General features: G+C 68.2%; 13 protein-coding genes. 7 read left to right on the top strand and 6 right to left on the bottom strand.

Features of this window, described 5'->3' with window-relative positions:
- The first annotated feature begins 91 nt into the window (after positions 1–91).
- The 4 genes from J7528_RS00180 (at position 92) to J7528_RS00165 (ending at position 3,186) form a co-directional block, all read left to right on the top strand.
- Positions 92–652 carry a DUF924 family protein gene (locus J7528_RS00180; protein WP_291870145.1) on the top strand — a complete coding sequence of 187 codons (561 nt, stop codon included), beginning with the start codon at positions 92–94 and terminating at the stop codon, positions 650–652.
- Positions 653–687: 35 nt separating this feature from the next.
- Positions 688–1,635: a CsgG/HfaB family protein gene (locus J7528_RS00175; RefSeq protein WP_291870143.1), complete on the top strand. Its 948-nt coding sequence runs from the start codon at positions 688–690 to the stop codon at positions 1,633–1,635.
- Between the two features lie 205 nt (positions 1,636–1,840).
- Positions 1,841–2,680: a thymidylate synthase gene (locus tag J7528_RS00170; RefSeq protein ID WP_291870141.1), complete on the top strand. Its 840-nt coding sequence runs from the start codon at positions 1,841–1,843 to the stop codon at positions 2,678–2,680.
- Entirely contained in the window at positions 2,677–3,186 is a 510-nt protein-coding gene (locus J7528_RS00165) for a dihydrofolate reductase (RefSeq protein ID WP_291870140.1), read from the top strand. The genes J7528_RS00170 and J7528_RS00165 overlap by 4 nt, the downstream gene beginning before the upstream one ends.
- Before the next feature lie 12 nt (positions 3,187–3,198).
- Here J7528_RS00165 and J7528_RS00160 read toward each other — a convergent pair whose 3' ends face one another.
- Positions 3,199–3,687 (bottom strand): hypothetical protein, encoded by a 489-nt coding sequence (locus J7528_RS00160; protein ID WP_291870138.1) that lies wholly within the window; start codon positions 3,685–3,687, stop codon positions 3,199–3,201.
- A gap of 175 nt (positions 3,688–3,862) precedes the next feature.
- On the opposite strand from J7528_RS00160, the gene J7528_RS00155 reads away from it, so the two are divergent.
- Positions 3,863–5,944, top strand: a complete 2,082-nt coding sequence (locus J7528_RS00155) for an ATP-binding protein (protein WP_291870137.1) — start codon at positions 3,863–3,865, stop codon at positions 5,942–5,944.
- Here the strand turns inward: J7528_RS00155 and J7528_RS00150 are convergent.
- Positions 5,926–6,945, bottom strand: coding sequence for a hypothetical protein (locus J7528_RS00150; protein WP_291870135.1), 1,020 nt, complete (start codon positions 6,943–6,945; stop codon positions 5,926–5,928). The two genes, J7528_RS00155 and J7528_RS00150, sit on opposite strands and share 19 nt — an antisense overlap.
- 351 nt (positions 6,946–7,296) lie before the next feature.
- Between J7528_RS00150 and J7528_RS00145 the strand changes: the two genes are divergently transcribed.
- On the top strand, positions 7,297–8,208 hold the full coding sequence (locus J7528_RS00145) for an SMP-30/gluconolactonase/LRE family protein (protein ID WP_291870133.1): 912 nt from the start codon (positions 7,297–7,299) through the stop codon (positions 8,206–8,208).
- A 98-nt stretch (positions 8,209–8,306) separates the two neighbouring features.
- Entirely contained in the window at positions 8,307–9,086 is a 780-nt protein-coding gene (locus J7528_RS00140) for an SDR family oxidoreductase (protein WP_291870131.1), read from the top strand.
- A gap of 312 nt (positions 9,087–9,398) precedes the next feature.
- Here the strand turns inward: J7528_RS00140 and J7528_RS00135 are convergent, their stop codons facing one another.
- The 4 genes from J7528_RS00135 to J7528_RS00120 form a co-directional block, all read right to left on the bottom strand.
- The gene (locus J7528_RS00135) at positions 9,399–10,490 is read right to left on the bottom strand and encodes an NADH:flavin oxidoreductase (RefSeq protein ID WP_291870129.1); all 1,092 of its coding nucleotides are present in this window, start codon (positions 10,488–10,490) and stop codon (positions 9,399–9,401) included.
- Between the two features lie 228 nt (positions 10,491–10,718).
- Positions 10,719–11,930 (bottom strand): acyl-CoA dehydrogenase family protein, encoded by a 1,212-nt coding sequence (locus J7528_RS00130; protein WP_291870127.1) that lies wholly within the window; start codon positions 11,928–11,930, stop codon positions 10,719–10,721.
- Positions 11,931–11,934: 4 nt separating this feature from the next.
- Positions 11,935–12,225 carry a putative quinol monooxygenase gene (locus tag J7528_RS00125; protein WP_291870125.1) on the bottom strand — a complete coding sequence of 97 codons (291 nt, stop codon included), beginning with the start codon at positions 12,223–12,225 and terminating at the stop codon, positions 11,935–11,937.
- A 282-nt stretch (positions 12,226–12,507) separates the two neighbouring features.
- Complete coding sequence (locus J7528_RS00120) at positions 12,508–12,810, bottom strand: hypothetical protein (protein WP_291870123.1); 303 nt, start codon at positions 12,808–12,810, stop codon at positions 12,508–12,510.
- Positions 12,811–12,864: the final 54 nt, after the last annotated feature.

The following is a 12,864-nucleotide window of genomic DNA, read 5'->3' as shown; positions in this document are numbered from 1 at the left end:
GGCCTTGAAGCAAGGCCCGGGCTTGTCCCTTGATAGCAGTCTCGGACTCGCCCGATGAACCGGGCTTGAACAGGAACGCGTGAGGCCCCCGATGAGCGCGCACTACAACGACGTTGTCGCCTTCTGGCGTGGAGCCGGGCCCAAGAAGTGGTTCGCCAAGGACTCCGCCTTCGACCAGGCCATCATCCTAAAGTTCGAACAGACCCACTACCGCGCCACCATGCGCCGCTACGACAGCTGGGCGCAGACAGCGCTGGGCTCGCTGGCCTTGCTGATCCTGCTGGACCAGTTCCCGCGCAACATGTTCCGCAACACCCCGCACGCCTTCGCCAGCGACCCGCTGGCGCGGATGTTCGCCCGCGAGGCTATCGCCGCCGGCCACGACACCGACCCGGCCATCGAAGCGGACCTGCGGCCGTTCTTCTACCTGCCGTTCGAGCACTCGGAATCGCTGGTCGACCAGGAGTTCAGCGTCGAGCTGTTCGCCGCCCTCCAGGCCGACACCGGCGACGAGGAGTCGATGAAGTACGCCATCATCCACCGTGATATCATCGCCCGGTTTGGTCGCTTCCCCCATCGGAATCCGGGTCTTGGTCGCATAACCACCGACGCCGAGCGCGAATTCCTCGACGAAGGCGGCTTCGCTGGATAGCCGCCCTCCCTGCAAAATTCGCAGGGAAAAGATCCATGAAAACGCTCAACCGGGTGCTGATGACCAGCATTGCGCTCGTCGTCCTGACGCCCCACGCCGCCCTCGCCCAGGCCAAGCCGAGCAAGGCCCAGAAGATGCAGGTCCAGGCGTCGTCCGAGGTGCCGCATTGCACGCGCAAGATGGGCACGCTGTCGATCGTCGACGGTGATGATCCGCGCGGCTGGACCCAGTACAACCTGGCCTCGCCGCAGAAGGTGCTGCGCGCCATCGTCCAGCGTTCGGGCTGCTTCAACCTGGTCGATCGCGGCGCGGGCCTGGGCGCGGCCGAGAAGGAGCGCGCCATCGGCGGCAATCTGGGCCTCCAGCGCGGTTCCAATGTCGGCCAGGGCCAGGTCAAGGCGGCCGACTACGTGCTGGTGGCCGAGGTCCAGGGCGGCGACTCCAACAGCAGCGGCGCGGCGGCCGGCATCGCCGGGGCCCTGATCGGCGGCCGCGCCGGCGCGCTGATCGGCGGCATCAAGACCAAGAAGGTCGAGGCCAACACCCAGCTGTCGCTGACCAATGTCCGCACCACCGAGACCATGTCGGTGCAGGAAGGCTACGCCGTGAAGAACGACGTCAGCTGGGGCGCGGGCGGCGGCAGCCTGGGCTGGGGCGGCGTCGTGGGCGGCGGCTACGAGGACACCGACATCGGCCGCATCGTCACCCTGGCCTTCATCAACGCCTATTCGAAGATGGTCACCGACCTGGGCGTCCTGGGCGACGCGCCGGCGGCGGCCGCCGCGCCGCAGAAGACCTTCACGACCCTGCGCGAAACCAACCTGCGCGCCGCGCCCGCCGCCAATGGCAAGCTGGTGCGCACGCTGGATCCGGGCATGAACGTCTATCCGACGGGCGCCAAGCAGGACGCCTGGTGGGAAGTGGCCGACGAGAACGACAATGTCGGCTGGGTGCTGAACACGGCGCTGGCGCCCAGCAAGTAAGGTCAGGGCGCTCTCCTCCCTGCTAGGTGAGGTGGATCGCTGCGGATACGCAGCGAGACGGAGGGGTCAGCACGACGTGCGTAGCCTTGGCGCTGGCCCCTCCACCGCCGTTCGGCGATCCCCCTCCCCCAAAGGGGGAGGATAGTTGGGGACGCTTCCCGACGCCGCAGTGTTCAGCACCGCGATTCGGCGTCAGAATTAGCCCATGACCACCGCCGTCCTCGCTCCCGCCAAAGCCGCCGCCGATCACCCCGAGCGGCAGTACCTGGCCCTGCTCGCCGACATCCTCGAGAACGGCGTGCAGCGCGGCGACCGCACGGGCACCGGCACGCTGGGCGTCTTCGGCCGGCAAATCCGCTTCGACCTCTCCAAGGGCTTCCCGGTCCTGACGACCAAGAAGCTGCACCTGCGCTCGATCATCATCGAGCTGCTGTGGTTCCTGAAGGGCGACACCAACATCGCCTATCTCAAGGACAACGGCGTGCGCATCTGGGACGAGTGGGCCGACGAGAACGGCGACCTAGGTCCTGTCTACGGCAAGCAGTGGCGCTCGTGGGCGACGCCGGATGGCCGCTCGATCGACCAGATCGTCAACCTGGTCGAGAACCTGAAGATCAACCCCAGCAGCCGCCGCCACATCGTCTCGGCCTGGAACCCGGCCGATGTCGACGACATGGCCCTGCCGCCTTGCCACTGCCTGTTCCAGTTCTTCGTCGCGGATGGAAAACTGAGCTGCCAGCTCTACCAGCGCAGCGCCGACGTTTTCCTGGGCGTGCCGTTCAACATCGCCAGCTACGCCCTGCTGACCCTGATGGTCGCCAAGGTCGTCGGCCTGGAGCCGGGCGAGTTCGTCCACACCTTCGGCGACGCGCACCTCTATCTGAACCACCTGGACCAGGCCCGCGAACAACTGACCCGCGAGCCCTTCGACTTCCCGACCATGAAGATCGCCGACAAGCGCGACCTGTTCGGCTTCGAATACGAGGACTTCACCCTGGAAGGCTACCAGGCCCACCCGCACATCAAGGCCGAGGTTTCGGTTTGATCGGTCTCGCGATCGTCGTCGCCCGCGCCGCCAACGGCGTGATCGGTCGTGACGGCGACCTGCCCTGGCGGCTGAAGTCCGACCTGGCTCTGTTCAAGGCCAACACCCTGTTCAAGCCCATCATCATGGGCCGCAAGACCTGGGACAGCCTGCCGCGCAAGCCCCTGCCCGGTCGGACCAACATCGTGCTGTCGCGCGACCAGAGCTTCGAGCCGCAAGGCGCGATCCCCTGCGAGACCTGGATGGAGGCGGTGCAGATCGCCAAGGAACAGGCCGGCGACGACGGGGCCGAGGAGGTCTGCGTGATCGGCGGGCGGGCGCTGTTCGAGCTGGCCCTGCCCAAGGCCAGGCGCCTTTACCTCACCGAGGTGGCGGCGCAGGTCGATGGTGACGTGCGTTTCCCCGACTTCGACGAAAGCGCCTGGACCGAGGTTCGGCGCGAGGAATACCCCGCCGGCGAAGGCGACGATCACGCCTTCACCTTCCGGGTGCTGGAGCGGCGCTGAAGCCGTTCGGCTTTAGCCCTTCTTCCAAGGCCACTTGATCCCACGCTTGCGCGGTGCCGGGCGCTCCTGGGGGGCCGGAGTGGCTTCGGCCGCCGCCTCCGTCTGAGGGTTCTTCTCCAGATTGGCCAGCTTGCGGGTCTTCAGGACCTTGCCCGTGCAGGCCTGGAAGACGACCTCGACCTCGCCGCCCTTGCCGACCTGCGGCATGGCGTATTTGGCCGGGCCGATCCGTTGGGCGGTGACCACGGTGGCGCCCTTGTCGGTCTTGCTCCAGGCGATCCGCACATGGCTGGCGGTGTCGCCGAAGCGCTTCTGAAGGTCGCGATCGAAGGTCTTGTGGACCGCCGCGTCGACGACCGGCCGCCACTGTTCATTCTTCATCGCCGGGCAGCTGGCGCGCGTCGGCATGGCAGCCGTCTTCGACCACGGCATGGCGGGCGCGGCCGCGCAGCCCGTCAGCATCAAACCCGCCGCCGCGACCGCCATCACAGATACCCGCATACTCAAGAATCCCTTGTCCGTATTTCGCCCCACGCTCACCGCGAAATCGTGGCGGGCGCAAGGCCTGACGCGCGCCGAACCGCACCAAGCCCGCGCCAATTTGACGCTGCCACGATTAACCGGCGGCAGGCGCCTGCGCGCGCATTCTGGGCTTCCTGCACAGGTGGGAATAGTCGTGAAGCGTAGCACCGAGCCTCTTCTACAGGACGGCCAGACCCTGAGGATCGCGGGCCTGCTCACGGCCTTCGTGGGGTCGATGGCCTATAGCCTGTTCCTGGCCGGCGCGACCAAGAACCTGCCGTCGATCTGGACCGCCAACGCCGTGCTGATCGCCGGCCTGCTGACCCTGACGGGCCGGGCGCGCTGGATCCTGCTGATCCTGGCCGGCCTGGCCGACGTGGCCGTCGAGCTGATCGCGGGCGTGGACCTGTCGTTCATCCTGGTCGTCGCGCCGCAGGACGTCCTGCAGGTGGCGGTCACGGCCTGGGGCCTGCACCGTCTGCGCCTGACCAACCACATGCGCAGCCCCTGGGGCCTGGCCCGCATCACCGGCGTGGCCTCGGTGATCATCGTCGCCCTGTCGATGATCACCACGGCGACCCTGGCCCTCTCGCAGGGCCGCCCGCCGCTGGACGGCTGGGCCGACTGGATCATGCCCAATGTGCTGGGCCTGATCCTGGCCATGCCGACCACGATCATCCTGATGGACCGCCGCCACAAGCCGCTGTTCGCGGCCTCGGCCTGGCAGCTGACGGTGCTGACCCTGCTGGTGGCGCTGACCGCCGTGGCGATCTTCACCTGGGAGCCGGCCTTGCAGGCCCTGCTGTTCGCGCCCGCCATGCTGGCGGTGTTCCGGGGCGGACCGCGCGCGGCGGCCATCGTGGTCATCGCCTCGCTGGCCGCTTCGATCCCGGCGGTTCTGCACCGGACCGGCGTGGATCCCGCCGTGGCGCTGTCGCCGCTGCGGCACGTGCTGATCTTCCACGCCATGCTGTTCGCCGTCTGCCTGATGGCGGCGATGATCCTGGAGCGGCAGAAGCGCCTGCAGGCCCTGATGGCGCGCGGCCGCGACATCGCCCGCGCCGCCCAGGCCAGCGCCCAGGCCGCCAACAAGGCCAAGTCCGAATTCCTGGCCACCATCAGCCACGAGATCCGCACGCCCCTGAACAGCATCCTGGGCTTCGCCGATCTGGTCGCCGACGATCCTGGCCTGTCGCCCGACAGCCGTCGCCGCGTCGACCTGATCGGCCGCTCGGGCCGCTCGCTGGTCGAGATCATCAACGACCTGCTGGACTTCTCGAAGCTGGAAGCCGGCCGGATGGAGCTAAACCCTGAGCCTCTGGCTCCGGCCGTGGTTCTGCGCGACGCCATGGCCATCGCCGCCCCGGCCGCTGAGGCCAAGAACCTGGACCTGCGGGTCGAGGTGGTCGGCGACGAGAGCGCCCTGTTCGCGCTGGACGACACCCGCCTGCGCCAGGTGCTGCTGAACCTGATCTCCAACGCCATCAAGTTCACCCGCGATGGCGCGGTCACCGCCCGCCTGGATCTGGCCAGCACGCCCGGCCGCCTGCGGTTCGAGGTGACCGACACCGGCATCGGCATCGCGCCCGAGGTGCAGGCGCGCCTGTTCCAGCGCTTCACCCAGGCCGACAGCTCGATCAGCCGAGGCTTTGGCGGCACGGGCCTGGGGCTGGCGATCAGCAAGGCGCTGGTCACCCGCATGGGCGGCGAGATCGGCGTCGAGAGCGCGCCCGGCCGAGGCTCGTGCTTCTGGGTCGACCTGCCGGTCGAGACGGCCCAGGCCGCGCCCGTCGCCGAGATCGCCGTGCCCCAGGCCAGCAATGCGCGCGGGGCGCGGGCCCTGCTGGTCGACGACCATCCGGTCAATCGCGAGCTGGGCCATGCCCTGCTGACCCTGGGCGGCCACGAGGTCACCACGGCCGAAGGCGGCGCCGAGGCTCTTGAGTTGGTGCGCGAAGAGGCCTTCGACCTGATCCTGATGGACGTCCACATGCCCGACATGGACGGCCTGGCCGCCACCCGCGCGATCCGCGCCATGGGCGGCGTGCGGGGCCAGACGCCGATCCTGGCGCTCAGCGCCGACGCCATGCCCGAGCAGGTCGCCCGCTGCCTGGCCGCCGGCATGGACGGCCACGTGGCCAAGCCGATCGTCCGCGACACCCTGCTGGCGGCGGTGGCCCGCTTCACCGCCCAGCCGGTCGAAACCGTCCGGGCGGCTCAGTCGTCGGTGAAGTAGTCGGCGATCGCCGCGTCGACGGTCTCCAGCTCGAACTTCGGCGAGGCGGCGCGCTCTAGGGCCCGGCGGATCTGCCAGGCGCTGCGGCCCACGTGCACGCCCATGCCGCGCAGCTCGGCGACGATGGCCTCGCGCGTGGCCTCGTCGACGGGCTGGTTGTTGCGCAGACGCGCCTGATCCAGCCGCCAGCCGAAGAAGGCGTCGGGCCGCAGCTCCACCACCGCGCCGGGCGCGGGCTGCCATTCGTAGAGGGCCGCGCGCTGGTCGACGGCGGTGTCGAGATAGTCGACCAGGCAGTTGCGGTAGCGACGCGCGGCGTCCCGAATGGCGGCGGCGGTTTCCAGCGGTCTCAGACGCTCGGTGCCCGGATGGGGCGCGGGCGGCAGCTCCCGGCGGAAGTCCTCGACGACCAGGGTGAACAGGGCCTTGGGCGTCGGCGCCAGACCCCAGGCCGTCACCCGTTCGTCCAGCACTTCGGGCGTCAGGCGCTTGGCTAGCACGGCGTGCGTCTCGGCCAGCAGGGCTGCCTGGGCGGGCGTGACGCGCAGGGCCACGCCGCCGACCTCGCGCAACTCCTTGGGCAAGGCCGTGAGCGCGCGAACGAGGTCCGGCGTGATCGCCTCGGCGTGGCGGAGAGTCTTGGCCGGCGCGGGGTCGACCAGCAGGTGGACCAGCGCGCGATAGTCCTCGGGCGCCCAGGCGATCTCGCCCAGGTGCTCGAGGGCCCGGCGCAGGCCCTCGGGGGCGACGTCCTCCAGCGCCAGGCGGATGGCCTTGCGCATCGGCAGGTCCATCAGGCGGGTGACGTCGATCGGCGGACCACCGAGCGGTTCGGCGGCCAGCATCAGGCAGATCAGGTGTCGTCGCGCGGCCGTCGCGGTGACGAACGGCGCGTGGGGCGCGGGCCACAGGGCGGCTAACACCTCGGCATAGGGCGGCGCGATCAGGCGCAGCAGGGGCGAGGCGACCAGGGTCGTACTCGCGAGAGACTGGACGGTCATCTAAGAGCTCCGGCGGCGGCCGGAGCGGCCGCGGCTAGCGGTAGGTGCGCAGGGGGCGGGAAGCGGATCGGCGGCGGCGCGAATTCGACGGCGCGCGCCAACCCGCCTTCGGCGGTGCGTTGGTCTGTGCGGCGGCGAGTTTCATGCGGCGGATCGGCTCCCTGGAGCGGTGATGAGGGCGTGCTGATCCCACGATCATCGACTCGGAGCAAGTCCCGCGAACACCGTTCTCGCACACGCGGCGCGGCTGTGGCCCGCACGCCACGGTTGGCCGAACGGAACCCTCGCCAGGGTCAAACGGGCGTTTATAGTCGTTTCCAACGCCCAACAGAGGCGTGAGGGAGAAACGCGATGGACATCCAGCTGGTCGCCGACGGCCTGCAATTCCCCGAAGGTCCCGTGGCCATGGCCGACGGTTCGGTGATCCTCACCGAGATCCAGGGCCAGCGCCTGACGCGGGTCTGGCCCGACGGCCGCAAGGAGACCGTGGCCGACACCGGCGGCGGCCCCAACGGCGCGGCGATCGGCCCGGACGGCGCGCTCTATGTCACCAACAACGGCGGCAGCTTCGCCTTCTTCGAGGCCAACGGCCTGAATATCCCCGGTCCTACCCCGCCCTCGCACACCGGCGGCTATATCCAGCGTGTGGACCTCAAGACCGGCGCGATCACCACGCTCTACACCGAGTGCGACGGCAAGAAGCTGGTTGGCCCCAACGACCTGGTCTTCGACAAGCAGGGCGGCTTCTGGTTCACCGACCACGGCTGCTCGACGCCGGAGGGCCGTAAGTACGGCGGGCTGTACTACGCCCTGGCCGACGGCTCGAAGATCACCCGCTGGCGCGACCACTTCGTCTCGCCCAACGGCGTGGGCCTCTCACCAGACGAGAAGACGGTCTACATGGCCGACACCATGCTGGGGCGGCTGTGGTCGTTCGACGTCGCCTCGCCCGGCGTGCTGGCAGATCCCGCGCCGCTGCAACCGGGCAACGTCGTCTGCAACCTGCCGGGCTACCAGCTCTTGGACAGCCTGGCGGTCGAGGCTGGCGGCAAGGTCTGCGTCGCCACGATCATCAACGGCGGCATCACCGCCTTCGATCCGGACGGGACGACCGAGCACTACGCCTTCCCGGACGTGATCGTGACCAACATCTGCTTCGGCGGCGACGACATGCGCGACGCCTGGATCACGGCCTCTGGGACGGGGAAGCTCTATAAAGCACGCTGGCCTCGCCCCGGCTTGAAGCTCAATTTCAACGCCTAATATCGTGACTTGAATTCACAAGAGTTGGTCCCCGCCACGGCATAGTCTGCCGCCGTGGCGGGCCCATCTGAAGCTCCGTCAAACAACGGAGCCCAGCGATGGACCTGAAACTGAACGACAAGACCGCGCTGGTGACCGGCGCGACCGGCGGCATCGGCCTGGCGATCGCCACGGCCCTGGCCAACGAAGGCGCCACGGTGTTCGTCACCGGCCGCACCCAGGACAAGCTCGACCAGGCCGTGAAGGCCATCGGCGGCAAGGCGAAAGGCGTGCTCGCTGATGCGGCCACCGCCGACGGCGCCGCCGCGATCCTCAAGGCCGTGCCCTCGGTCGACATCCTGGTCAACAACCTGGGCATCTACGAGATGAAGGCCTTCGCCGACATCCCCGACGAAGACTGGTTCAAGCTGTTCGACGTCAACGTCATGAGCGGCGTGCGCCTGTCGCGCGGCTACTTCCCCGGCATGCTGGAACGCAACTGGGGCCGGGTGATCTTCATCTCGTCGGAGTCGGGTCTGGCGACCCCCGCCGAGATGGTCCACTACGGCATGACCAAGAGCGCCCAGCTGGCCGTCGCCCGCGGCATGGCCCAGGCCACCAAGGGCACTGGCGTCACGGTCAACTCGGTCCTGCCCGGCCCGACCCGCGCCGAAGCCATCGCCGACTTCCTGAAAAGCGTCTCGACCAATCCCGACGGCACGCTGGCCGAACACGAAGCCGAGTTCTTCGAGAAGCACCGCTCGGCCTCGCTGCTGCAGCGGATGATCGAGCCGGAAGAGATCGGCAGCCTGGTGGCCTATGTGGCGAGCCCGCTGTCGTCGGCCACCAACGGCGCCTCGCTGAAGGTCGAGGGCGGGTTGGTGACCACGATCGCGTAAAGCCCAGATAGATGCTCCCCCGCGATGCGGGGGAGGTGGCCCAGAGGGCCGGAGGGGGCTAACGCGGCATTCGCCCAGCTCGCCCCCTCAGTCGCTTCGCGACAGCTCCCCCGCATCGCGGGGGAGCATCTATTCTTCCCTACTCCTCCCGCAGGAACGTCCCCGCGATCAGCAGGGCCATGGCCAGAAGCGCCAGCAGGCCCGCCACGTAAGGCATCCAGGTCATCGTCGCCTCCCTCTCAAGGTTGGGGCGACGATGGTCCGGGGCCGTCTTTTGCGACAGCCCCAGAACAAGGGGGTGTACAGGGGTGTCTAGTAGAGGGTGCCGAGCGCCGCGCGCTCGAAGTTCTGCAGTTCGTCCTGGCGGCCGTCGCGGATTTTCACGACCCATTCCGGATCCTGCAGCAGGGCGCGGCCGACGCCGACCAGGTCGAACTCGCCGCGCTCCAGGCGCTCCAGCAGGCCGTCGATCGAGGCGGGCTGGCTACCCTCCCCGCCGAACGCGGCGATGAACTCGCCCGACAGGCCCACCGAGCCCACCGTGATGGTCGGCGCGCCGGTCAGCTTCTTGGCCCAGCCGGCGAAGTTCAGGTCGCTGCCCTCGAACTCCGGCTCCCAGAACCGGCGCTGCGAGCAGTGGAAGATGTCGGCCCCGGCGTCGGCCAGCGGCTGCAACCAGGCTTCCAGCAGCTGCGGCGTCTCGGCGTTCTTGACCGCGTAGTCCTGCTGCTTCCACTGCGACAGGCGGATGATCACCGGATAGTCGGGACCCACGGCGGCGCGCACGGCTTTCAGGATCTCGGCGGCGAACTTGCTGCGCTCGGCGATCGACGGGCCGCCGAAGTGGTCGTCGCGCACATTGGTGCCGTTCCAGAAGAACTGGTCGATCAGATAGCCATGGGCGCCGTGCAGCTCGATGGCGTCGAAGCCCAGGCGCTTGGCGTCGGCGGCGGCCGTGGCGAAGGCGGCGATGGTGTCGGCCACGTCGCTATCGGTCATCGGTTCGGTGAAGACATTGCCGCCGGCCTTCGACAGGCCCGAAGGGCTGTCGACCTTGCCCAGATTGGCCGGGCCCTTGGCCGAACCCACGTGCCACAGCTGCGGGGCGATCAGGCCGCCGGCGGCGTGGACTTCCTCGACCACCTTCTTCCAGGCGGCCAGCTCGGCGTCGCCGTGGAAGCGCGGCACATTGGCGTCGTTCAGCGAGGCCGGACGCGCCACGCCCGTGCCCTCGGTGACGATCAGGCCCACCTGGCCTTCCGCGCGGCGGCGGTAATAGGCGGCGACATCGTCCGTCGCCACGCCGCCCGGCGAGAACGACCGCGTCATCGGCGCCATCACCGTCCGGTTGGGCAGCTTCAGCGACTTGAATTCGAACGGCTTGAACAGGGCGTCGAGCGACATGGGGTGTTCCGAAACAGAATGTGTTGCGCGCGATCCAAACACTTGTTCGGAGGCGTGGCTAGTTAGAAATACTGAGGTGGCTGAGCGCCCCCTCCGTCACGCTGCGTATCCGCAGCGCGCCACCTCCCCCGTTTCACGAGGGAGGAGGAAGCTGTCACCCTCCTGCCCCGCTTGCGGGGGAGGTGGATCGGCGCCGATAGGCGACGAGACGGAGGGGGCGCTACAGCCTCACAGCCCCAGCACCATCTTCGCCATGATGTTCCGCTGGATCTCGTTCGACCCCGCATAGATCGAGGCCTTGCGGTAGTTGAAATAGGCCGGCGCCGCCGGGGCCGCGTAGTCCGGCCCCGCCCGCAGCTCGTTGCTCTTGGACCAGGGGTCCTCGACGAACGGCGCGGCATAGGTTCCGACGGCTTCCAGCGTCAGTTCGGTGATCGCCTGCTGGTACTCCGAGCCCACGCATTTCAGCATCGACGAGGCCGGCCCGATCGCCTTGCCCGTGGACCGGCCCGAGAAGATCCGCAGCTCGGTGGCGTTCAGGGTCGCGACCTGGATCTCCATGTTGGCGATCTTCTCGCGGAAGGCCGCGTCGTCGATCAGCCGGCCGCCATCGTCGGCCAGCTCCAGCGCGGCGATGCGCTTGACCTTCTTCAGGGCGTTCATCAGGCCCGGCGCATAGGCGTTGCCGCGCTCGAACTCGAGCAGGTACTTGGCGTAGGTCCAGCCCTTGTTCTCCTCGCCGATGCGGTTGGAGACCGGCACGCGGACATTGTCGAAGAAGACCTGGTTGATCTCCTGCTCGCCATCCGGCGGACCGTCCAGGGTCGGCAGCGGCTTGATCTGGACACCAGGCGTATCCATTCGAAGGAGGAGGAACGAGATGCCCTCCTGCGGCTTGCCCTCGCTGGAGGTGCGGACCAGGCAGAACATCCAGTCGGCCCACTGGGCGTGGGTGGTCCAGATCTTCGAGCCGTTCAGGACGTAGTCGTCGCCGTCTCGCTCGGCCTTCATCTGGAGCGAGGCGAGGTCGGACCCAGACCCCGGCTCGGAATAGCCCTGGCACCACCAGATATCGGACTTCAGGATCGGCGGCAGGTGCTGGGCCTTCTGCGCGTCGGAGCCGAACGCCATGATCACCGGCGCGACCATCTTCAGGCCCATCGGCGAGGAGGTCGGCACGCCGGCGAGGCTCATCTCCATGTTGAAGATGTAGCGCTGCGAGGGCGTGAACCCCGCCCCGCCCAGCGCCACCGGCCAGTCCGGCGCGGCCCAGCCGCGATCGGCCAGCTTCTTCTGCCAGGCCACCTGCCCGGCCTTGTCCAGATAGCCGTTCTTGGACTGGCCGAGCTGCTTCTTCAGGCCGTCGTCATAGGCGGTCGCGATCCAGTCGCGGACCTCCTGCTGGAACGCCAGGTCCTCGGGCGAGAAGGCCAGATCCACCGCCCTACTCCACCGCGTCCAGATATTCGATGACGGGCGCGGCGGCCATGGTCGGCCCCATCGCGGCGCCGGCGGCCTTGAAGTAGTCCGTGCCGCCGTGGTGCTTCAGCGCGTCGGTCGAGGCGTACAGCTCCAACACCTTGTAGACGCCCTCTTCGGTGCGCGACTTGGTCAGCTGGTAGACGAGACAGCCCGGCTCGTTGGCCTTGACCTTGTTTTGCAGGTCCAGGAACACCTTCTCGAAATCCGCCGACTTGTCCGGCTGGACCTTCAGAACCGCAACGACACCGATCATGCTCGCCTCCCAACATTTGTTTGAAAGGCAGGATGGGGTAGCGGCGCGGCAGGAGCAAGAGCCAATAGAAACCCTCTCTCATAGAGAGAGGGAGGGGCCCGACGCCACAGGCGGCGGGAGGGTGAGAGGTTTCGCGGCCAGCCGGAGAGACCCGGCGCATTCAGCCCGGTGGGTTGGCTGCCAGCGCACCCGTCGTTTGTCGGAATTCTATTCGGAGAGAGTAACCTCTCACCCTCCCACGCTTCGCGTGGGCCCCTCCCTCTCTCTATGAGAGAGGGTGAATTAAGGCCGCTCGTTCCAGCCGTAGGCGACCCACGAGTGGCCGCCGACATTGCGGGCCTCGATCAGGCCGTCTTCGGCTTTCGGCTTGGCCTTGCGGCCGCGCAGGGCGAAGGCGGCGATGCCGAACAGCGCGCTGCCGATGAAGCCCACGACCACCACGGTCGCCGCGAAGACCACCGCCAACACCGCTCCGATCACCACCGCGGCCGAGGTCGCCAGGGCGCCGGCGATCCAGGCCAGGTTCCGCAGGGGCGAGACAGCAGCGGTGCTCATCGGGATCCTTTCATACACGCTCATGGTCAACGAAGTTGGTTCACAAGCGCTGAATAGCAACTGAACACCCGCCGGGGCCGGATG

The sequence above is a fragment of the Caulobacter sp. genome (genome assembly GCF_017744445.1).
GTDB lineage: Bacteria > Pseudomonadota > Alphaproteobacteria > Caulobacterales > Caulobacteraceae > Caulobacter.
This window is presented reverse-complemented; position numbering and strand designations above follow the sequence as displayed.

Coding starts and splice junctions, on each gene's coding strand:
- J7528_RS00180 (WP_291870145.1), top strand. CDS start 92: ATGAGCGCGCACTACAACGACGTTGTCGCCTTCTGGCGTGGAGCCGGG.
- J7528_RS00175 (WP_291870143.1), top strand. CDS start 688: ATGAAAACGCTCAACCGGGTGCTGATGACCAGCATTGCGCTCGTCGTC.
- J7528_RS00170 (WP_291870141.1), top strand. CDS start 1,841: ATGACCACCGCCGTCCTCGCTCCCGCCAAAGCCGCCGCCGATCACCCC.
- J7528_RS00160 (WP_291870138.1), bottom strand. CDS start 3,687: ATGCGGGTATCTGTGATGGCGGTCGCGGCGGCGGGTTTGATGCTGACG.
- J7528_RS00150 (WP_291870135.1), bottom strand. CDS start 6,945: ATGACCGTCCAGTCTCTCGCGAGTACGACCCTGGTCGCCTCGCCCCTG.
- J7528_RS00145 (WP_291870133.1), top strand. CDS start 7,297: ATGGACATCCAGCTGGTCGCCGACGGCCTGCAATTCCCCGAAGGTCCC.
- J7528_RS00140 (WP_291870131.1), top strand. CDS start 8,307: ATGGACCTGAAACTGAACGACAAGACCGCGCTGGTGACCGGCGCGACC.
- J7528_RS00135 (WP_291870129.1), bottom strand. CDS start 10,490: ATGTCGCTCGACGCCCTGTTCAAGCCGTTCGAATTCAAGTCGCTGAAG.
- J7528_RS00125 (WP_291870125.1), bottom strand. CDS start 12,225: ATGATCGGTGTCGTTGCGGTTCTGAAGGTCCAGCCGGACAAGTCGGCG.